Origin of the sequence: Actinomyces sp. oral taxon 897, assembly GCF_002999235.1 — a bacterium.
Taxonomy (GTDB): domain Bacteria; phylum Actinomycetota; class Actinomycetes; order Actinomycetales; family Actinomycetaceae; genus Actinomyces.
The window spans coordinates 3206236-3226489 of record NZ_CP027236.1 but is presented as its reverse complement, the minus strand read 5'-3'; the positions used below and the strand labels follow the sequence as shown (position 1 = coordinate 3226489).

14 protein-coding genes are annotated in these 20254 nt (G+C 74.1%); 6 read left to right on the top strand and 8 right to left on the bottom strand.

The annotated features are described in order from the left end of the window. Positions 1–128: 128 nt before the first annotated feature. On the top strand, positions 129–458 hold the full coding sequence (locus C3V41_RS12595) for a PadR family transcriptional regulator (RefSeq protein WP_106110538.1): 330 nt from the start codon (positions 129–131) through the stop codon (positions 456–458). After that, positions 458–1600 (top strand): permease prefix domain 1-containing protein, encoded by a 1143-nt coding sequence (locus C3V41_RS12590; protein WP_106110537.1) that lies wholly within the window; start codon positions 458–460, stop codon positions 1598–1600. Before C3V41_RS12595 ends, C3V41_RS12590 begins: the two co-directional genes overlap by 1 nt. Positions 1601–1834: 234 nt before the next feature. Here C3V41_RS12590 and C3V41_RS12585 read toward each other — a convergent pair whose 3' ends face one another. The 5 genes from C3V41_RS12585 to C3V41_RS14540 all read right to left on the bottom strand — a co-directional run bounded on the left by C3V41_RS12585 (position 1835) and on the right by C3V41_RS14540 (position 5899). Beyond that, positions 1835–2452 carry a macro domain-containing protein gene (locus C3V41_RS12585; protein ID WP_106110536.1) on the bottom strand — a complete coding sequence of 206 codons (618 nt, stop codon included), beginning with the start codon at positions 2450–2452 and terminating at the stop codon, positions 1835–1837. 181 nt (positions 2453–2633) lie between these two features. Then, positions 2634–3092 (bottom strand): D-aminoacyl-tRNA deacylase, encoded by a 459-nt coding sequence (gene dtd / locus C3V41_RS12580; protein WP_106110535.1) that lies wholly within the window; start codon positions 3090–3092, stop codon positions 2634–2636. Further along, positions 3092–3505, bottom strand: a complete 414-nt coding sequence (locus C3V41_RS12575; protein WP_106110534.1) for a DUF2516 family protein — start codon at positions 3503–3505, stop codon at positions 3092–3094. The genes dtd and C3V41_RS12575 overlap by 1 nt, the downstream gene beginning before the upstream one ends. Positions 3506–3548: 43 nt before the next feature. Continuing rightward, entirely contained in the window at positions 3549–4736 is a 1188-nt protein-coding gene (ygfZ, locus tag C3V41_RS12570; RefSeq protein WP_106110533.1) for a CAF17-like 4Fe-4S cluster assembly/insertion protein YgfZ, read from the bottom strand. Positions 4737–4747: 11 nt separating this feature from the next. Continuing rightward, complete coding sequence (locus C3V41_RS14540) at positions 4748–5899, bottom strand: heme-binding beta-barrel domain-containing protein (RefSeq protein ID WP_441299709.1); 1152 nt, start codon at positions 5897–5899, stop codon at positions 4748–4750. Between the two features lie 867 nt (positions 5900–6766). Here C3V41_RS14540 and C3V41_RS12555 point away from each other — a divergent pair. Beyond that, positions 6767–8350, top strand: a complete 1584-nt coding sequence (locus C3V41_RS12555) for an LmeA family phospholipid-binding protein (RefSeq protein WP_106110532.1) — start codon at positions 6767–6769, stop codon at positions 8348–8350. A 268-nt stretch (positions 8351–8618) separates the two neighbouring features. Here C3V41_RS12555 and ligA read toward each other — a convergent pair whose 3' ends face one another. Both ligA and C3V41_RS12545 read right to left on the bottom strand, forming a co-directional pair. Continuing rightward, positions 8619–11069 (bottom strand): NAD-dependent DNA ligase LigA, encoded by a 2451-nt coding sequence (ligA, locus tag C3V41_RS12550; protein WP_254423612.1) that lies wholly within the window; start codon positions 11067–11069, stop codon positions 8619–8621. A gap of 646 nt (positions 11070–11715) precedes the next feature. Continuing rightward, positions 11716–12579 (bottom strand): SOS response-associated peptidase, encoded by an 864-nt coding sequence (locus tag C3V41_RS12545; protein WP_106110530.1) that lies wholly within the window; start codon positions 12577–12579, stop codon positions 11716–11718. 152 nt (positions 12580–12731) lie between these two features. On the opposite strand from C3V41_RS12545, the gene C3V41_RS13330 reads away from it, so the two are divergent. Both C3V41_RS13330 and C3V41_RS12535 read left to right on the top strand, forming a co-directional pair. After that, positions 12732–16889 (top strand): FtsK/SpoIIIE domain-containing protein, encoded by a 4158-nt coding sequence (locus C3V41_RS13330; RefSeq protein ID WP_174714782.1) that lies wholly within the window; start codon positions 12732–12734, stop codon positions 16887–16889. A 247-nt stretch (positions 16890–17136) separates the two neighbouring features. Then, on the top strand, positions 17137–17385 hold the full coding sequence (locus C3V41_RS12535; RefSeq protein ID WP_106110529.1) for a WhiB family transcriptional regulator: 249 nt from the start codon (positions 17137–17139) through the stop codon (positions 17383–17385). A 659-nt stretch (positions 17386–18044) separates the two neighbouring features. Here the strand turns inward: C3V41_RS12535 and C3V41_RS12530 are convergent. Beyond that, a complete protein-coding gene (locus tag C3V41_RS12530; protein WP_106110528.1) occupies positions 18045–19475 on the bottom strand; it encodes a sensor histidine kinase in 1431 nt (476 codons plus the stop codon). 159 nt (positions 19476–19634) lie between these two features. On the opposite strand from C3V41_RS12530, the gene C3V41_RS12525 reads away from it, so the two are divergent. Continuing rightward, a complete protein-coding gene (locus C3V41_RS12525) occupies positions 19635–20129 on the top strand; it encodes a DUF2505 domain-containing protein (protein WP_106110527.1) in 495 nt (164 codons plus the stop codon). Positions 20130–20254: the final 125 nt, after the last annotated feature.

Sequence of the window (20254 nt, the reverse complement as noted above, 5' to 3'; positions counted from 1 at the left end):
CCCGTGCCCCTGTGACCACGCGGTCTCCCCGCCGTCAGGACACGGCGGCATTCGTTAGACGTACTACGTGTAACGTAGTACGTTGCTACCATGACACGAGCCCGACCACCACCCGGAAGGAGCCCGCGGTGATCAGCGCCGACGCCATCCGCGGCTACATCGACCTCATTGTGCTGACCCTCCTACGCCGCCGCCCCTCCTACGCCTACGAGCTCGCCAGGACCATTACCGGGGTCTCAGCAGGCGAGTACACCATGAAGCAGACCACCCTCTACTCCGCGCTCAAGCGCCTGGAGGCCGCCGGGCTGACGTCCTCCTACGCCAGCGTCTCCGCCTCCGGCAAGCCCCGCACCTACTACCGCCTCACCGACGCAGGCGCCGCCTACCTGGCGGACAAGCTCGCCGAGTGGGAGGCCACCAAGACCCTTATCGACAGATTCGCGCAAGGACACCACTGATGGATGCCATAGACACCTTCCTCGACGCCATGTTCGCCCCCTACCCCGCCACCCCACGTCTCCTGGAGGCCAAGGCCGAGCTCCGCACCATGATGGAGGACGCCTACTCTGACGCCATCAGCCGGGGCAGGACCCACAACGAGGCCGTCGGCCAGGTGATCACCGACTTCGGCAACCTCGAGGAGCTCGCCCCCACCCTGGGTATCCTGCCCGACCTGCGCTCGGCCCAGGCCGGTGGTGCGGGGGCCGTACCGGGGTCCGTGCCCGGTGCGGGATCCGTACCCGGTGCAGGGGCGCCGGGCGTGCCGCAAGGGGCGCTGGGTGTGCCGCAGGGGGCGCCCGCGGACCCCGGCGGCTACCCCGTGGTCACCCTGTCCGAGGCCCAGGCCCTGGCCCAGGCCCGCCGGTCCACCAGCCGCCTGCTGGCCTGGGGGGTGGCCGTAATCATTATGTCCCCCTGCCCCCTGATCCTCCTGGCCAGCCTGGCCGACGACCACGCCGGGCCGGCCGACGACGTGACCAGCCTGGTCGGTCTGGTCCTGACCCTCCTGGGCATTATCGTCGGCGTCCTCCTCCTGCTGCGTCGCCGCCAGGCCTTCGTGGGCCTGGGCCTGGAGCACCTGATCGACGGTCGCTTCACGCAGAGCCAGGAGGTCTCCGCCTGGGCCTCACGCCTGCGGGCGGACAACGAGGGCCCCCGGTCCCGGGCCCTCATGGTCGCCGTCGGGCTGTTCATGCTCTCACCGGTCCCCACCGTGGTCGCGGCCGTCCTGGGCAGCCGGTACGACCACAGCATCTACCTCGCCGTCGGCGTCTGCCTGACCCTCGCCTTCGTCGCGACCGGCCTGCTGGTCCTCCTGCCGGTCTCCTGGGCCTCCTCCACCTACGAGACCCTCACCGAGGAGGGGCAGCCGACCACCACCGCGGGCAGGTCCAACGCCCTGGTCGGAGCCGTCGCCGCCGTCTACTGGCCCCTGGTCACGGCGGTCTTCCTGGTCTGGGGGTTCCTGGGGTACTGGGACATCTGCTGGATCATCTGGCCGGTCGCCGGCGTGCTCTTCGGCGCGGTCGCGGCCCTGGTCTCCCTCGTCTCCGGGGGCAGCGGCAGCTACTACCGCCGTCAGAGGAGGGACTGGAGGTAGCGCCGGCCCGGGGCGCCCGGTGCGTGTCAGGCACCGGGCTGCCCGGGGCCCGTCTGCCCCCGCCGCGGGGACACGGGGACACAGGACGCCCGGGTTGCCGAGGACCCACTTGCGCTCAGGGGCACGACGTCCTGGGTGAGAACGCCCGGACGGGTGTCGGGGACCCACCCCGGCTGGCTGGCAGCCCGCCCGGGGGCCCCGGCTGTACGTCTCCTCCCCTGGGCGCGTTGAGCCCTACCGCCCGCCCGGGTCCCCCAGGGCCCGCTCAAAGGCCCGCAGCAGGGCCGGGGAGAACAGCACAAAGCGGATGAGGCGCAGCGGGCCCTCCTGGCCGGTGCCAAGGGCGCGGTCCGGGTCGGAGCCGGCGTGTGCACCGGAGTCAGCGTGTGCACCGGGGCTGACGTGTGCGCCGGGGCCACCCAGGTGGGCGCGGGCGCTGGCCACGGCGGTGCGGGCCACCACCTCGGCGTCCCAGCCGTAGGCGCCAGCCGACACGGCAGGCAGGGCCACGCTGGAGCACCCCAGCCCCTGGGCCGTCTCCAGGCTGGTGTCAAAGGCCGAGCGCAGCAGGGCCGGGTCGCTCTGCCCGGCGTACCGGTTGGGGCCCACGGTGTGGATGACCCAGGTGGCGGGCAGGTCGAAGCCGGGGGTGGCCACGGCCTGGCCCACGGGCAGGCCGTCGGGCAGCCTCGTGGCGCGCAGGGAGCGGCAGGCCTCCAGCAGCCGCGGCCCCGCGGCCCGGTGGATGGCCCCGTCCACACCTCCCCCGCCCAGCAGGGAGGAGTTGGCGGCGTTGACGACCGCGTCGACCTCCTGGAGCGTAATGTCCCCGAGTACCGCCTCAATACCCATTTGCCTGCCCTCAGCTCTCTCGTGCTTCCCCTTCCCCGAGGGTACCCCCAGGCGGGGGCCCGGGCGCCACCGACCTGACCGGACTGTACTCTGCGGCGGCAGGGTACCCCCGGGCGCCCCTGCCCTGGTGCGCCAGCCCGCCTACGGGCGTAGGTACCCAGGTGGGGCCCCACTGCCGGGGCTAGTCGGCCTCCACCAGGACGGTGACCGGCCCGTCAGCCTCCATGTCGATCCGCATACGGGCCCCGAACCTCCCGGTGGCCACCTCCAGGCCGCGCGCCCGCAGGTCCGCCACCACGGCGTCCACCAGGGGCTGGGCCACCGGGCCGGGGGCCGCCCCGTTCCACGACGGCCGCCGCCCCTTGCGCACGTCGGCGTAGAGGGTGAACTGGGAGACCACCAGCACCGGCGCCCCCAGGTCGGTGACGGACCTCTCAGGACCGGAGGCGTCGTCCCCCTCAAGGAGGCGCAGCTCAGCGATCTTGCGGGCGATCCTGGCCGCCTGCGCGACACCGTCGGTGTGGGTGACCCCCACCAGCGCCAGCAGGCCCGGGCGCGTAATCCGCCCGACCACCGTGTCCGCCCCGTCCTGGTGGACACGCACGGCCGCGTGGTTGACCCGCTGGAGGACGGCGCGCACTAGTGCCTGCCCCAGTCGCGGCGACGTCGCGGCCGGGACTGGGTGGTGCCGCGGACCACCCGCAGACGGGAGCGGACCCGGACCGGCCTGTAGACGTTCAGGGCGGGGCGCACGTCGGTCAGGTAGACGGCGGCGGCGGTCACGCCCAGCAGGCCCAGCATGCCGAAGCCGCCCACGGCGGCCCCGGGGTCGAGGAGGTTGCCGGTCAGGACCAGGACGGCGGTGGCCGCGCCGGTGACACCGAGCCAGAAGCCCTTGGTGCGCCTGCCGGCGGCAATGAAGTGGTCGGCCGGGCGGACGGCGGCGTCCAGGAGGGCCCACAGCCCCAGCAGGACGCTGACGAGCTGGGCGGCGTACCAGGACCAGACCACGACGTAGGTGGCGTAGGTGGCGATAAGAGCGAGTACGGTCACGGCCCGTGAGCCTAGCCAAGGCACCTGGGAGCAGCCTGTGCCCTCAGCGCCTACGCAGCTCGGCGCCGGGACGCTGGGCGGGGCTCGCCTGGGCCCGGCCCTCAGGGGCGACCAGGATCTCCTGGGTGGCGTCCACACGCGCCGGGCCGCCCCCGGCCTCGAGCTCCTCCAGGTCCACGCTCAGGGCGGCGTCGGACGGCACCCCCCGGCGCAGCAGCGCCAGGGCCATCGGCCCGCACTCGTGGTGGCGTACCACGCTGGTGACCGTCCCGACCGCCCGCTCCCCCAGGCGCACGACGGCACCGGGGACGGGCGCCCGGCCACCCAGCCCGTCGAGCTGAAGGATGGTCAGCCGACGCGGCGGCCGCCCCAGGTTGAGGGTGCGCGCGATCGTCTCCTGCCCGGGGTAGCAGCCCTTGTTCAGGTGCACGGCGGTGCGCAGCCAGTCCAGCTCGTGGGCGATGGTGCGCGCGTCCACCTCCCGGGCCGCCCGCGGCCGCCCGGCCTCCACCCGCAGCGCCTCCCAGGCCAGGGCCCCGGCCAGACGCCGCCCGTCCGGGGCCTCCTCGCCCAGGAACGCCTCAGCCACCTGGGTGACGGCGTCGCGGGGCACCAGGACCATCCCCGCGCGGTAGTCCTGGCCCGGGTGCGGGCGCGTACGCCCCAGGTCGTAGCTCGTCCCGCCCTCCACGACGCCGGGCCACGGGTCGCGCCAGGTGCCGACCAGGGCCGTCCCGGCGTGCGGGTCGGGCAGGTTCACCGAGCGGGCCGCCTCCTCCAGGGCCTCCAGCCCCTGGCCCATGGCCCCCAGGACCTGGACGTCGGGGCGGTCGGTGGCCTCCACGCGCAGCATAAAGCGCATGGAGTCCAGGAAGTCCGCGAGCGCGGGGCCGGCGCCCGCCTCCGTGACCAGCCAGAGGACCTGGCCGTCGTCCAGGGCGGCCAGGGCGTGGGTGATATGGCCCTGGGCGTCCATGAGCAGGGTCTCCACGCCCCCGTCACCGGGGGCCAGGTGGGTCAGGACCTGGCTGGACAGGGTGGTCAGCCAGCTGAGGCGGTCCGGGCCGGTGACGGCGACGACGTCGCGGGCCAGGGCGCTGAGGGCCAGGCCCGCCACCAGGGCGGCCTGCTCGGGCAGGGGTGAGCCGTAGTGGGCGGGGACGGTGGCGTCCACGTCCTGCGGGGCGCCGGCGACGGCGTCGGCGCGCTCCAGCAGCGGTGAGGGGTGCATGAGGCGGCTCCTTACCTGGCGGCCGGGGCTTCGGGGGCACCAGCCTGGGCGTCGGGGGCCTTGGTCGGGGTACCAGCCGGGGTGGTGGGAGTGGCAGACGGGGCGCTGGCGTCCCCTCCCTCGGTCGGGCCCGCCACGGCGTCGGCCGACAGGGGCCTGCTGGCCCCGGTCCCAGAGGTCCTGGTCCCAGAGGCGTCGGGGGCGGAGGCCCCGGGAGCGGTGGCCGGGAGGGGCGGCAGGGCGGAGCCGGGACGGGTGGCGGGGTCCTCGGGGTCCTCCACGCGGCCCAGACGCCCGGAGGCGTAGGTCCGCAGCTCCTGGACGCCGAAGGCGGCCATGTCCTGGGTCCACATGAGGTCGCCGCCCACCAGGCCGAACATACGGGTCATCTCGGTCACCGGGGCGCTGGTGCGGGTGCGTCCCACGGCCTGGGTGCCCACCTGGGCCCGCGGGCCCCGGATCCAGCCCTCCCAGACGGCCACGTGCCCGGCGGGGTCGGCTGAGACCAGCTCCAGGGCGGTCACGGGGATCAGGGGGCCGGTACGGGTGCCCTCAGGTGCGTCATCGCTATCGGCGGGTCCCGGGGTCCGGGTGCTCCCGGCAGGCTCGGCGCTCTCAGTAGGCCCGACGGGTTTGGCAGGCACGGTGGTCCCGGCTGGCTCAGTGGTCTCAACGCTCCCGGCGGGCCCAGTGGGCACGGTGGGCTCAGCGGGTGCAGCTGACATGGTGCTCCCGGTGGGCGCAGCGGGCTCGGTAGGCTTGCCTGGCGCGGCTGGCCTGGGGCCGTCGGCGGGGAGCGCGGCGCCCTGCGCCGGGGCAGGGCGCTCCTCCTCCCCCTGCGCGGCCGCGGGCTGTTCCTGGCCGACCGCGCGCCAGTAGGTGGTCTCGGTCGACCAGATCTGGGCGGGGGCCAGCAGGCAGGCGCCCTGCAGGCCGGGCGTCTCAAAGTCGAGGTCGCGGCTGCGGGTGGCGTCCACGGTCCAGATGGTGGTGGTCTGGCGCAGGTAGGGGCCGCCGTCGTGGTCGAAGGTCATCTCCTGGTAGACGGCCTGCTCGGGGACGTCCTGCCCGTAGGTGAGGATGCCGTAGCCACGCCAGGTACCCACCAGCCAGGCCAGAGGGTAGATCTCGGGGGCGAGGTCGTCAGGAAGTGTGAATGCCATAGGCCCAGCCTACGGGTCCGCCTGCTGGTGCCACTAGATCCTGTCATCGAGTTGCAGGGCCTCTCCAGCCCGCACGCCCGGGCCCGCCCCGCCCGGGGCACTCCGGCCCGAGCTCCAGGCCCCCCTGACGCCTACCGCACACCTACCACGGCGTCCGACCGCACCGGGGAGGCTGCGTCCAAGGCCGGCACCGCGCCCGGTGACCCGGGCACCATCCAAGACCAGCAGCGCACGCACCATCCATGACTATGAGACGGATTTACAGATAATCATACGATGTTTCACATAATCAATCACCTATGTGCGTGTCGTCCATTGTCCCGGATCCCGGTTCTGTCGCAATCTGAGGATCAGAACGAGGGCCACCCTCGTCCACGTCAGGACCCAGGCTCCTGACCTGCACGGACATAAAGTGTACAAACGGTGGGGCGGGGTGGGGTCAGCTCTGATCCTCAGATTGCGACAAACCTGGACGCCCCTGCCGCCAAGGCGTGAATAGTCCTCGTCCTCACGGCGAGCTGGTTCCGTCCTGAATCGCGCAAAGATGACCACGAACACACCGTTGGCGCCGCCCTGCCCCGTAGGATAGGGCGGGTCAGGACCATGGCAGATGCAGAGGCAGTAATGACAGTGCTTGGCCGCCTTCTCCGGCGCACTCCCAGGGACCACGTGGCCCACGGGACGCCATCCTCCCCTTCCCAGGGGCCCTCCCCGACCCCGCCCACCTCTCCTGAGGGTAGTGCGTCAGCCTCGCAGCCGCCCGCCGGGGCGCCCGTCGCCGACGCCCGGGACCGCACGCCGGATCCCCAGGTCTCGCAGCCACTACCCGACCCGCCCGCCCCGCCGTCCTTCGCGCCCCGGGGCATTATGGCGGTCCCGCTGTACCCCGAGGAGCCCACCCAGGCACCCGCCCCCGGCACCCCCCGGTCCGCACCCAGTCCCCAGCCCGCCCCCCAGGTGGTCGCCGCCGACACCCAGGCTGTGCACACCGGCACCCCCCGACCCACCCCCCAGGATGTCGCGCCCCAGGAGCCCGCCCAGGCTCCCGGCCGGGGCCGTCAGCAGGCCCTGGCCAGCGTCCCCTCGAATGCCGCCGGGGCCGACGACCTGGGCACGGGGCAGCGTGACACCCCCGGGCCCGAGGGGCCTTCCCCGACCGACGTCGCGGCGAGCCCGGCCACGGGGCAGGAGGCCGTCGGCGAGACGGCTGCCGCACCCATGGCTGCCTCCCCCTCGGACACCCCCCGGGAGCCCACGGCCTCCCAGGAGCTCGCGGCACCCGCCACCGACCCCGCCGCGGCACCCGCCGTCCCACCCCAGGACCCCACCCCGGGCCCCCGCACCCTGGCAGTCCCTCAGCCGTCGCCCTCCCGGGAACCCGCCCCCCCGGCGGATCCCGCCGAGCCGCCCGTGCAGGAACCCGTCCCAGAGCCCCAGGAGCCCGACGCGCCCTCCCTCCCGACCCCACCTGCCGAGACGCACACCACCGTCCTGAGGACCTCGACCCCACGCGCCGACCTGGCGACCAGCGTCCTCCAGGTCCCCACCCGACCCACGCAGGACACCACCACCCTGCCGACCCCGGCCGCGGACCACCAGGACCCCGACACGCCCCCTCCCACCATCCTCCCCCGGCGCGCACCCGCGCAGCCGGACGAGGAGGACGACGGGCCCCCCGTATACGCCCCACGCCCTGCACGCAGGCGTCGGCTCCTCAGGCGGAGCCTGATCACCCTGGTCGTCCTGGCGCTCCTGGCCGCCGCCGGCCTGACCGGGGCGGAGCTCTACGTGCGCAGCTCCCTGGACCGCGTCGCCCACCAGGCCCTTCCCTGGCTTCCGGGCGACGCCACGATCACCACCGAGGGACTGCTGCTCCCACAGGTCCTCTCCAGCAGACTGCGCACCGTAGGCATCCAGGCCAGCAGCGTCACCCTGCCCACCAAGACCCCGGACGGCACGGGCACAATGACCCTGAACCAGGTGGACGCCCGCGCCACCGGGCTGGCCCTCGACTCCCCCTACCCCGCCAGGAGGCTGAGCGTGGAGGGCACGCTGTCCTGGGACGAGGTCGGGCGCCTGGCACGCACCAGGACCGACTTCCCCAAGGCCGACATTACGGCGGGCACGGTGGGGACAGCCTCCAGTCCCGGGACCATGACCGCCACCGGCCACGTCCTGGCCTGGGACGTCACCCTGACCCTGGAGCCCTCCGTCACCCCGGACGGGGCGCTGACGGTCACCGTCACCCAGGCCTCCCTACGCGGCGTCCCCCTCCCCCTTGAGGGCAGCTTTATGGGCAAGACGACCATGGAGTGGCTCGGCATGTCCCAGACCAGCGCCACCATAGGCAGCGACTCGCTCCCACCGGGGCTGCGCTTCACCTCGGCCACGGTGACCGACGCCGGCCTGCGGGTCACCGTGAGCGGCCAGGACGTGTCACTCAGCTCCTAGGCGCGCCGGTGGGGTGGACCCCACCGGTGCGCGGGGCTGGTTGCCAGTCCCCGCTGGTCAGGCGCTGGGCCATACCACCACCGACGCCTGTCTCCAGGAGCCGCCCCCACCCGCCACAGTAAGCAGGGGCTCCACCAGCAGGGCCCGACCTCCAGGCGAGGGCGGCCGCGGCAGGGCGGCCGCCAGGGCCCGGCCCTGCCCACCGTACCGGCCAGCCCTGCCCTACCGGTACCGGCTAACCCGCCAGCACCGGCCAGGCACCGGGGGCTCACCCGGCGTCGGCCGGGGCGGGCGGCTCAGGCTCCTCCAGCCCCTGGGGCTCAGAGTCTTCCAACCCCTGAGGCCCCTTGGCCAGCAGGCGCTCGAACCCCTCCTCGTCCAGGATGCTCAGGCCCAGGTCACGGGCCTTGGCCTCCTTGGAGCCGGCGTTCTCCCCCACGACCACGTAGCTCGTCCGCCTCGACACGCTCCCGGAGGCCTTCCCGCCCCGCGAGATAATCGCCTCCTTGGCCCCGTCGCGCGTGAAGCGGCTCAGGGTACCGGTGACCACCACGGTGAGCCCGGCCAGGGTCTGGGCGGCCCCTGCCCCGGCGGGGACGTCATCGGCCGTGCGGACCCCGGCGGTCTCCCACCGCCGCAGGACCTCACGGTGCCAGTCCACGGCCAGCCAGTCCGTCCACGAGGCGGCAATAGCGGGCCCCACGCCGTCGACCTCGCTGAGCTCCTCCAGCGTGGCGGCGGACAGGGCCTCCATGCTGCCAAAACGCGCCGCCAGGGCGCGGGCCGCCGTAGGGCCCACGTGGCGCACGGACAGGGCCACCAGGATCCGCCACAGGGGGCGGGTGCGGGCGGTGACGAGCTGGTCGAGCATACTGGTGGCGTTCTTGCCGGGAGCCGTGGGCCTCTTGACCGCCCCGGCCGCGTCGTAGGTCTCCTTGGACCAGAAGAAGCGGGTCAGGCGCCAGTCCCCCGTGGGCTCACCCTTACGGGTCACCTCACGCCACACCATGACGTCGCGCAGGTCCTCCACCGTCAGGTCGAACAGCCCGGCCTCCCCGGTCAGGACCGGGGCCTGGGCCCCCACCCCGCGCGCCTCCAGCAGCCTCTCAGCCGCCTCCACGCGGGCAGAGGGGTGCAGGGCCCGGAGCTCCTTGGCGGGGATCCGAATCCTGGCGCGCTCGGTCTCCAGGACCCGCCCGGCCGCCAGGGCCGCCAGGGCCTGGGCGCGCCCGGCGTCGGGCTGGGTCAGGGCGGTGGCGGCCTCGTCCCCCAGGCCCTCGACGTCCAGGGCGCCGCGTGAGCCAATGTGGGCCACGCGCTCGGTGAGCTGGGCGGGGCAGGAGCGGGTGTTGGGGCAGCGCAGGTCCACGTCCCCCTCCTTGGCGGGGGCCAGGGCGGTCCCGCAGGAGGGGCAGGCGTCCGGCATAACGAAGACGCGCTCAGAGCCGTCCCGGACCTCCAGGACGGGGGCCACGATCTCGGGGATGACGTCCCCGGCCTTGCGCAGGACCACCAGGTCCCCGATGCGCACCCCCTTGCGGGCCACCTCGGTGGGGTTGTGCAGGGTGGCCCGCGACACCGTGGACCCGGCCACACGGACCGGCTCCATAATGCCGAACGGGGTGACCCGGCCGGTACGGCCCACCTGGACGTCAATGTCCAGCAGCCGGGTACGGACCTCCTCGGGCGGGTACTTGTAGGCGGTGGCCCAGCGCGGCACCCGGGAGGTGTGCCCCATACGGTCCTGGAGGGCGCGGGAGTCCACCTTGAAGACAATGCCGTCGATCTCGTGGAGGAGGTCGTGGCGGTGGTCGGCGTAGCGGGCGATAAACGCCTCCCGCTCCTGGCGCCCCCGGACGAGCCCGTTGTAGGGAGAGGTGGGCAGGCCCCAGGACGCCAGGAGCTCGTACCACCGGTGCTGCTCGGCAGGCAGGTCCTCACCCGGCGCCGGGACGATGGCCCCCACCCCGTGGGCGATAAAGGCCAGCGGCCGGGAGGCAGTGACGGCCGGGTCCTTCTGGCGCAGGGACCCGGCGGCGGCGTTGCGGGGGTTGGCGAAGACCTGCAGGGGCGCCCTCCCCCGGGCCTGCCGGGCCAGGTTCTCGGTGCGGCGCGCCTCGTTGAAGGCGTGGAAGGCCTCCACGGGGAGGTAGACCTCGCCGCGGACCTCCAGGAGCGAGGGGTGGGAGTCCCCGGACAGGACCAGGGGCACGGAGGCGATGGTGCGCACGTTGCCGGTGACGTCCTCCCCCACCGTGCCGTCCCCGCGGGTGGCGGCGCGGGTGAGCAGGCCGTCCTCGTAGGTCAGGGCCACGGCGACGCCGTCGATCTTGACCTCCGCGGTCATGGGCAGGTCCGCGTCCGTGGTGGAGGTGTCGGCAGCCACCCGGTCGGCCCACTCCTGGACCTCCTCCAGGCTGAAGACGTCCTGGAGGGAGTACATGCGCTCGTGGTGCGGGGCCGGGGAGAAGTCCGTGACGGCCCGGCCGCCGACCGAGTGCGTGGGCGAGGAGGGCAGGTCCAGGGCCGGGTAGGTGGCCTGGAGCTCCTCCAGCTCACGGTAGAGCAGGTCGTACTGCGCGTCCGAGACGGGGCTCTGGGCGTCCACGGCGTTGTAGTAGGCGTCCCGGGCGGTCTCGACGGCGCGGACCAGCTCGCCCCAGCGCTCGCGGGCGGGTGCGGGGACGGCGGTCAGGGAGTGCGGCTCAGGCTGGCTCATGGGGATATCCTCCCCCATACCCCCGACACCCCCGCCGCCCGCCCGCCTCTCCGCTCCCCTCCCCTCCGCCCCCCTTCCGCGAGAACGGTACTTATTCGTCGCGAGAACGGTACTTATTGCTCGCGAGAACGGTACTTATTCGCCGTGAGAACGGGTCTGGTCCGTGGAGCGCACCAGCTTCTTGCAGATCTCACAAGTTTCTGCAGGAGGGGCTCGCCGACCTGACGGGATTATGCAAATATCCCGGGGTCGTGCAGGGAACTGGCCACCTACGGGGCGCGGGGCGGCCGCCGACGGATATCCCGGGGTCGCGCACGAGGCTGGCGAACGTAGTGAGATCTGCAAGAACTCGTGCAACCCGCGGGGTGGGAAAGCAGGTGGAGGAGGCCCCGGAGCTCGCCGACGGCGGTGCAACCTGTGGGGGTGAGGCACGTGGCCGCACGCGCGGGGATAATCTGCTGGCCGAGGACCCGCCGCTGGTGCACGCCCTCTCAAGTGGCCGCACGCGCGGGGCTAATCCGGCGTCGAAGGCGTGCAACCTGTGGGGGTGGGGCAAGTGGGGTGTACGCGCGGGGTCACCGGGCCCTGGCTGAGGAGGCCCAGGTCGAGGCGGTCGGGACGTACGTTCTCGCGGAAGTCAGTGGTGTCAGGACGTAACGGGCCCGCCCGGTGCCAGCGGGGCCGCCAGCTGGGGACCCTCAGAGCGGGTGGAGCCCACCTCCGGGCCGACCTCGTGCCAGACCAGCTCCGGGTGCGGGGCGCCCAGCAGCCGGGCGGCTGCCGCGCCGTCGCGCATATCGGGGTCCAGCCAGGCCGCCACCTCCCGGCGGTCCAAGACGACCGGCTCACGGTGGTGGAGCCAGGCCAGGTCCTCACCGGCCTGCCGGGTCAGGACGGTGCAGGTCAGGAGCCAGAGGGCACCGTCATGCCGGTGGAGCGCCGCACCGGGCCGCACACCGGCCGAAGGCACACCGACGTCTCCCGGGCTGCCCGACGTCGTGGCCCGGCCCCTGGCAGCCCGGCCGGAGCCACCCAGCCCACTGGGCCCACCCGCACCACCCGGGCCCGCGACAGGCACCCGCCACCAGGAGGCCAGCCCCGCCAGGGCCAGGGGGCCGCCGTCGGCCGCGCTGACCGCAAAGGGACGCTTGCGCGCGCCGTCGGCCAGCCACTCGTAGTAGCAGTCGGCGGGCAGCACAATGCGGAAGGAGCGCATGGCCTCCCGGAAGGTGGGTCGGGAGGCGGCGGTCTCGCTGCGCGCGTTAAAGGCCCGCGCACCCCGACGGGGGTCCTTGGCCCAGGACGGCAGGAGCCCCCAGCGGGCCGCGCGCAGCTCACGGCGGGTCCGGCCGGGCGCCCCGGCAGCGGCGCGCTCGACGACGACCCTCACGTCACTGCCGGGCGCCAGGTTCCAGGACGGGGGCAGGGCGTCGCACTCGGGCGCCGGGCTGGCACCGAAGGCCTCTGCCAGGACGGGGCCCGCGCTCCAGGATCCGTAGCGACCGCACATGCCCACCACTGTGCCACGCAATCGTTTGACACACCAGATCCGCGTGATTATGCGGCCTCACTCAGCACACAGGTGAGGGGGTCGGCCGGGTTCTCCACAGGCCCGGTCCGGGCGATCGCGCCGCCGGCACCGACCATCCCACCCTGGGTGGCATGTCGCCCACCGCCGCCCCAGCCCACGGCCCCCGCACCCCGGAGACCCTTCCTGACCTGTACCGGGGCCGGGCCGGAGGCGCCCACGGCCTCCGCACCCCGGACGCCCTGGAGGGGGAGCTGGACCGCACACCGCGCTCCCCGTCCCGCGCCTGTCAGGAGGCGCTGGCCAGCGAGTGGTACCTGGCGGTCCTGCGCGGGCCCGACGCCGGCCTGGTCCTGCCGGTGCCGCGCTCGGGGGCGGTCGGCCGGGGCCTGGTGGTCACCGACCCCGAGGTCTCACGCGCCCACCTCCTGACCCGGGTGCGCGGGGACCGGGTCCTGGTCTGCGACGCCGGCAGCACCAACGGCACCCGTCTGCGACGCCGGTGCTGGCGCAGGCTCACCGCACGGCCCCGGGCGTGCCGGGCCGGGGCACGCCTACGGGTGGGCAGCACCCTCGTAGAGCTCCGACGGCGCCCGAGCAGCCTGGCCGCCCCCGTCCCGACCTCGGGCGGCCCGGGCCTGGGGGCCATCCTGGGTGGTGGCGTCACCTGCCTGTTCATAGCCGGACCGGTGCTCCTCATGGTGCACGGCGGCGGGCGCAGCGTGCTGGGGGCGGTCTCCTTCCTGCCCATGGTCCTCATGACGCTCATGCGACTGCTGCCTCGCGGCAGGCGGGCCGGCGGGCGCCGGGGCGGGCCGGGGGCGGCCCAGGGGCTGACCGGCTGGCGGGGGAGGCGGTCACGCCGTCCGGACCCCGCCGCCCTCCTGCTGGCCGTCGCCGCCAGGACCGTGGCGGCCCCGCCCGACGCCCGGACCCGGCCAGCGGCCCCGCAGACGCCTCCTGCCAGCCCCGGTCCACCGGGTAGGCAGCCCGCCCCGCGTCGGCGCACCTGGCTGACAGGGGGTCAGGCGGTCATGGGCGCCTGGCTGGCCACACGCCGACGTCGTCACCTGCTCACCGTGGAGGACGGCGACCACCTGGCCCTGACCGGGCCGGGGGCGCGCACGAGCCTGCGCTGGTGGGTGGCCCAGCTCCTGGCCCGAGGTGTCGAGGTGACCCCCCGCGGTGACACCGCCCGGCTCTCCTGGCAGGAGGGCGGGGCGCTCCTGAGCGCCCGGGTGACCGCGGCGGCCGACTGCCCCGTCCCCGCCAGCGCCCTGACCGTCCGCGGCGCCCCGACGCCCCGGGCCTGGGGCGGGCAGGTCCTCACCGACCGCTGGTGGGAGGCCGTGCTCGGCTGCCTGGGCACCTGCCCGGACCAGGAGGAGGACCTGGGGCAGGGCGCCCCCGCGCTGGTGCGTCTGAGCCGGACCGGGTGCCCGCTGACCGCCGCGCGGATCGCGGCCCGGTGGCGGGAGCCGGGGCGCCCGGGGGCGGGCGGAGGCCGCCTGTCCGCCGTCCTGGGCGTGGGGGCGGGCGGGCCCCTGAGCGCGGACCTGGCCCTGGACGGCCCGCACGCGCTCCTGGCGGGGACCACCGGGTCGGGCAAGTCCGAGCTCCTGACCGCCTGGCTACTCCAGCTGGCCTGCACGGTCCCACCGGACCTGCTCAGCCTGGTCCTGGTGGACTACAAGGGCGGGAGCGCCTTCACCCCGCTGCGCGGCCTGCCGCACACCGCCGGGGTCCTCACCGACCTGGACCCGGCGGACACCGCCCGGGCCCTGTCCTCCCTGGAGGCGGAGGTGCGCCGACGCGAGCGGATCCTGACCCGGGCCGGGGCCAAGGACGTCACGCGCCTGCCGGCGGGGACCGTCCTGCCCCGGCTCCTGGTGGTCGTGGACGAGTTCGCCACCCTGGCCTGCGAGCACCCCGACGTCCTGGACACCCTGGTCCGGGTGGCCGCGCAGGGCCGGAGCCTGGGCATCCACCTGGTCCTGGCCACCCAGCGCCCTGGCGGGGTGGTCTCCCCCGCCATCCGCGCCAACACCTCCCTGCGGGTCTGCCTGAAGGTCCTGGACACCGCCGACTCGCGTGAGGTGCTGGGGCACGACGGCGCCGCGCACCTGCCCCGTCACCCCGGGCGGGTGATCGTGGCCGGGGCGGGGCAGGGCGGTGGGGACGGCGGGCAGGCCGACCGGGACTCCGAGGTCCTCCAGGCTCCCTGGTGCGGCACCGAGGAGCAGGTGGCCGGCGTCGTCGCCCAGGTCCGTGAGGCGGCCAGCGGCTGGTCGGCGCCGTGGCGGCCGTGGGCGGAGCCCCTGCCCACCCACCTGGGGCGCGCTGAGCTCAGCCGGGTGCTCCGCCCCGACACGCAGGACGAGGCCCCCAGACGGCAGGCGTCTGCTGGCGCCCCGGTCTCCCCAGGCAGGACTAGCGCGCCCAGCGCCCCGGGCAGGACCGGCACCCCCGGTGCTCCCAGCAGGAGTGGCACCTCGGGTAGGGCTGACACCCCGCTCTCCTCGGGCACAGCCGCCTTGCCCGCCTCAGCCGGTACGGAGGCGGCCACGAGCACCGGGGGACAGCCGGAGGGCAGGACCGGCACAGCGGGCACGGACCACGCCCCGGGGTCGGGCAGCGGCGTGCCCCTGGTGGTGACCGACCTGCCCGAGCGCCAGTGCCTGGGCTCCTGGTCCTGGGACCCGGCCGTGCCCCTGCTCGTCATCGCCCCACCGGGCTCCGGGGGGACGACGGCGGCGGACTGCGCCTGCCAGGGGGCGCTTGACAGGGGGTGGGACGTCCACCTGTGCGGCAGGCCGAGCAGCGCCCGGGGGCTGTCGGAGGGCGAGGTGGGGGTGGGCACGGTGGTGGGCACCGAGGACCCACGCCGCCTGGCACGCCTGTGGTCCCTGGCCGCCGCGGGGCAGCTGCGCGGCTCGGTCCTGCGCCTGGACGACGTCGAGACGCTCATGACGGCGGTGGACGAGGCCCTAGGCGTCGGCGAGGGGCAGGCGCTCCTGGAGCAGGTGGTACGCACCGCCCCGGCCACGGGCACCGGCCTGGTGGTGACCGCGGCGATCCAGGCGGCGAGCGCCCGGTGGGCCGCCCCGATACGCACACGGCTGGTGCTGGGGGCCAGCGACCCCGCCCAGGCGGCCCTGGCCGGGCTGCCCCGGGGAACCGTCACCGGCCGCACCCCCGGGCGGGGCGTGGTCCTGGAGCCTGGTGGCGCCGTGGCCTGCCAGGTGCTGCTGCCCGACCGCGGCGGAGCCCGCGTCCGGGTCCGGGGCGGGGACACGAGGCCGGGCAGGCCCGTGCCCCACACGCTCAGGGCCCTGCCGCGCCTGGTCACCCCCGGGCAGGTACCGGCCGGGACCTGGGCCCTGGGCGGGGACTCGGCCAGCCCCCTGGAGCCGCCCTGCGGCAGCGTCCTGGTAGTCGGCCCGCCCGGCTCGGGACGCACCAGCTGCGTGGAGGCCCTGCGACGGGCGCTGGCCTGCGCCCGGGAGCCGTCCCGTCCGGAGCCCGCTGGAGCGGGGTCCTGCCCGGGTGCCGTTCCTCCTTCAGCGGGGCCGCGGACGGGCGCGGAGGCGGCTGCGCCCGGGAGCAGCGCCCCTGCACCGGCTCCCCTGCCCACGGGAACGACGGCGGAAACGACCGGAACGACGGCGGGGGCAGCCGGGGCAGTGGCGGGAACGACCGAGGCAGTGGCGGGAACGACCGAGGCGGAGCAGCCGGACCCGCCGGACCGTGAGCCGCCCGCTGGCCAGACAGTGTCCACCGACCAGAGAGCGCCCGCCACGCCCGCGCCAGCGGACCCACAAAGCGCACCGCACCCACAGCCCCCGGGGCTAGGCGCACCAGGCCCGCAGCCCCCGGGGCCGGACGAACCGGCCCCCCAAGGCACACCGGCCCCACAGGCCCCGGGGCTAGGCGCACCAGGCCCGCAGCACCCAGCACCGGACGGGCCGGACCAGCCGCTGGTCGTCGACGACCTCGACCTCGCTCCACCCCAGGTCGTGGCGCAGGTGGAGGCCGCCCTGGCCGCCGGTCGGCAGGTCATTGCCTCGGCCACCACGCAGGGCGCGGTGGGCACCTACCGGGGCGCCCTGGCCACGCTCAAGGAGCGCGCCGACCTGGTCATCCTCTGGCCGGGGCTCGGACCCGCGAGCCAGGTCTCGCACCTGAGCCTGCACGGGACGGTGGACCCCCGGGCCCTGACCGTTCCGGGGCGCGGGGTACTCGTCTCGCGTCGCAGCGTCACGCCCCTCCAGTGCGTGGGACCAGCCTCCTGAGGCGGATCCGTCTCCACCTCCATTTTCCCGCAATAACAAAAGGATTACGGGCTGTGAGGATCGCGACACTCTCCGGACGCAAGTTCCCATGTTCCACCCCTTGCCCCACTGTCCTCACCATGTGATGGTAGGCCCAGGAAACGGCCGTGGAACCTCGCCAACCGCATAGGCGTACCTTTGGGTGCGGCAATGGGGTGTGGTGCCCCCGTCCGGAGGACGTCGCGAAACACATGAAAAGGAGAGCCTCATGGACTGGCGTAGCCAGGCAGCATGTCTCACCGTTGACCCCGAGCTGTTCTTCCCGGTGGGCAACACGGGTCCGGCGATTGCCCAGATCGCCCGGGCCAAGGAGGTCTGCGCGCGCTGTGACGTCGTGGAGACCTGCCTGAAGTGGGCCCTGGAGAACGGCCAGGACGCCGGCGTGTGGGGTGGAATGAGCGAGGACGAGCGCCGTTCCCTCAAGCGCCGCGCCGCCCGCGCCCGACGCTCCTCCTGAGCGCAGGGCACGGGTCCCGCCAGGACGACAGGTCCTGCCCCTACGCACGTCGGCACCGAATCCAGGCCGCCACCGCCGTCGGCCTGGATTCGGTGCCGCTACTGCTGTCACACGCGATTGTGCCGGTGTCACGCCGATGATGATCCTGCTGGCACCTCCGCGACCCGTGATTCCGTCGTGACCGCACCGTCGCGAGCCGTCTCGTCACCATCACGGACCGTCCAGGATGACGCTCCTGTCACGGTGGCGACGATTTCGCCGCCAGCAGCCCGTCTTTGTATCGAGGGCGTATCGGATCCGGCCCCGCGGTCCCGTCACGACCGTGATGATTCCGGTACCGCCCACATCCGTGACGCGATTCCGTCCTCCCTGCATCAGGCAGCCCTGTACCAGCAACCTGGCAACGCTCCCATAGAACCGTCCACAACGGAGACGAAAAGCGTGCGACCCCGTCAAACGCCACTTCTCAATGGGTAGGTGAACAGGATCACTAGCACAGACGGAGCCACAGTCCGCCGTCCCCGGGCCCGCGGCTCCGTCCCGGCGGCAGGAACGGCACCCCCGCCCGCCCCTGACGCGAGAACGGTACTTATTCCTCGCGAGAACGGTACTTGTTTACCGCGAGAACGGACACCACCGGGGGCGGCCAGGAGACAACCTCAGCGGCGGCCACGCCCCAGACGGGCCCAGACCACCACGTCGGTGCCCTTCCCGGGGGCAGGCCTCCAGTCGATCGTGCCGTTCAGCTCGCCGCGCACCAGGGTGGTAACGATCTGGGTACCCAGGCCGGCCATAATCGCCGAGGGCGGCACCCCCACGCCGTCGTCAATGACGTGGACGGTCAGGTCGTCGCCCTCGCGGTGGGCCTGCACCGTCACCGTGCCGTCGCGGTTCTCCAGCCCGTGCTCGACGGCGTTGGTGACCAGCTCGGCCAGGACCGTGGACAGCGCCTGGGCGGTGTCGGCGTCAATGATCCCGAAGCGTCCCTCCAGGCGGGTGGTCACCTGCCCCACGGGGGTGGCCACGACCGCCGCCACCCGCAGGATCGAGGCGAAGACCTCGTCAAAGTCCACCTGCTCGTCCACGTTGTGGCTCAGGGCCTCGTGGACGGTGGCTATTGCCGCCACCCGCCGCTCGGCCTCCTTCAGGGCCCGGCGCGTCTCCTCGTTGGTGGCCCGGCGCCCCTGCATACGCAGCAGCGCCGAGACCGTCTGAAGGTTGTTCTTCACGCGGTGGTGGATCTCGCGGATGGTGGCGTCCTTGTTCAGGAGCACCTGCTCCCGGCGGCGTATCTCGGTGACGTCACGCACCAGGAGGATCGCGCCGGCCCGCTGCCCGGCCTGGAGCAGGGGCAGGGAGCGCACGGAGAGGTAGACCCCGCTGGCCTCCACCTCCGTGAGCCAGGCCTGGCGCCCCATGAGGACCACCGCCAGGGTCTCGTCAACCTGGGTGCGCTCGGGGATGATGTCCGCGATGGCCGCCGCGAGCTGGACCTGGTCCAGGCCCTGGTCCAGCCCCAGGCGGTGCAGGGCGGAGCGGGCGTTGGGGCTGGCGTAGAGGATGGCGCCGTCCCCGTCGAGGCGTACGACGCCGTCGGCCACGCGCGGGGTCCCGTGGCGGATCGAGGTGCCCGCGCCCTGGATCGGGAAGCTGCCCTCGGCGATCATGAGGCACAGGCTGTCGGCGACGTCCTCCAGGGCCTGGTCGATAATGCGTCCCCCCCGGATGACGCCCACGGCGGTCTCCCGGGTGATGACGGCGATGGCGCGACCGTCGCGGACCACGGGCACGTACTCCTCGCGCACGGCCACGGTCCCGGTCCACAGCGGGTCCGCCGCGACCTGACGCCGGCCGCTGGTGAGAGTCTCCAGGGCCACCGCCTCCCGGGAGGAGGGCATGCGCCGGCCCATGACGTCCTCGGAGTGGACCGTGGCGCCCGTCGAGGGCCGGGAGTGGGCAATGGCCACAAAACGCCCGGAGGCGTTGCGGGCCCACAGGACGAGGTCGGAGACGCTCAGGTCGGCAATAACCTGCCAGTCGGCAATGAGCTGGTGGAGCCAGTCGCGGTCGGTGGCGGACAGGTCCACCATGGTGCGCACAGTAGCCGGAAACGGAGACGACACACAGCTATTCTATGGCGGCGCCCCGTTACGGTCCCGGCGATAACGGCAACGCCCGAATACGGCGGCGGGTACCCAGGCTCACCGCCTCCAGCAGGCACCCAGGCTCACGTGGGAGGATTCGCGGCCATGAGGAAGACCCTGACCGTGCGTTACCCCGCCTCCCCCGAGCGCGTCGCCACCATGCTGGCGGACGAGGGGTTCCAGCGCAGCCGGGTGGCGGGCCTGCCCCAGGCCTCCACGACCGTGGAGACCGCCACCCCCGCCGGGGGCCTGGAGGCCAGGATCTCCGGCTCGGTACCCGCCCGCTCCCTGCCGCCGGCGGTCTCACGCTTTATCAAGGGACCGGTGAGCTTCCGGCTCAGGGAGTCCTGGGGCGCCCCGACGGCCACCGGCGCCCGCACCGGGCAGATGGACGTGCTCCTCAAGGGGGCACCGGTGTCCGTGAGGGCCACGACCGCCATGCGCGGCACGGGGACGGACACGGTGGTCCGGTTCGAGGTCAGCCTCAGCGTCAAGGTCCCGATCGTGGGCGGACGTCTGGAGGCCAAGGCCCTGTCCATGGTGGACCAGGTCGTCGCCGACGAGGAGCGCCGCGCCGCCGCCTGGCTCGCCGACCACTGACTCCCCGCCTGCCCTGGCGTTCTAGGAGGAGCCGCCGCCCAGGGGCCGCCGCTGGCACTCCCCCTGCCCCAGCACCCCGGTCCCCGCGGACGCGGGCCGCCAGCCGGGCCCGCGCGGCGCCCCAC

Bases quoted from the DNA above. Each gene is read 5' to 3' on its own strand.
- C3V41_RS12590 (WP_106110537.1), top strand. From the start codon at position 458: ATGGATGCCATAGACACCTTCCTCGACGCCATGTTCGCCCCCTACCCC.
- C3V41_RS12585 (WP_106110536.1), bottom strand. From the start codon at position 2,452: ATGGGTATTGAGGCGGTACTCGGGGACATTACGCTCCAGGAGGTCGAC.
- ygfZ (WP_106110533.1), bottom strand. From the start codon at position 4,736: ATGCACCCCTCACCGCTGCTGGAGCGCGCCGACGCCGTCGCCGGCGCC.
- C3V41_RS14540 (WP_441299709.1), bottom strand. From the start codon at position 5,899: ATGGCATTCACACTTCCTGACGACCTCGCCCCCGAGATCTACCCTCTG.
- C3V41_RS12555 (WP_106110532.1), top strand. From the start codon at position 6,767: ATGGCGGTCCCGCTGTACCCCGAGGAGCCCACCCAGGCACCCGCCCCC.
- ligA (WP_254423612.1), bottom strand. From the start codon at position 11,069: ATGAGCCAGCCTGAGCCGCACTCCCTGACCGCCGTCCCCGCACCCGCC.
- C3V41_RS12545 (WP_106110530.1), bottom strand. From the start codon at position 12,579: ATGTGCGGTCGCTACGGATCCTGGAGCGCGGGCCCCGTCCTGGCAGAG.
- C3V41_RS13330 (WP_174714782.1), top strand. From the start codon at position 12,732: ATGTCGCCCACCGCCGCCCCAGCCCACGGCCCCCGCACCCCGGAGACC.
- C3V41_RS12535 (WP_106110529.1), top strand. From the start codon at position 17,137: ATGGACTGGCGTAGCCAGGCAGCATGTCTCACCGTTGACCCCGAGCTG.
- C3V41_RS12530 (WP_106110528.1), bottom strand. From the start codon at position 19,475: ATGGTGGACCTGTCCGCCACCGACCGCGACTGGCTCCACCAGCTCATT.
- C3V41_RS12525 (WP_106110527.1), top strand. From the start codon at position 19,635: ATGAGGAAGACCCTGACCGTGCGTTACCCCGCCTCCCCCGAGCGCGTC.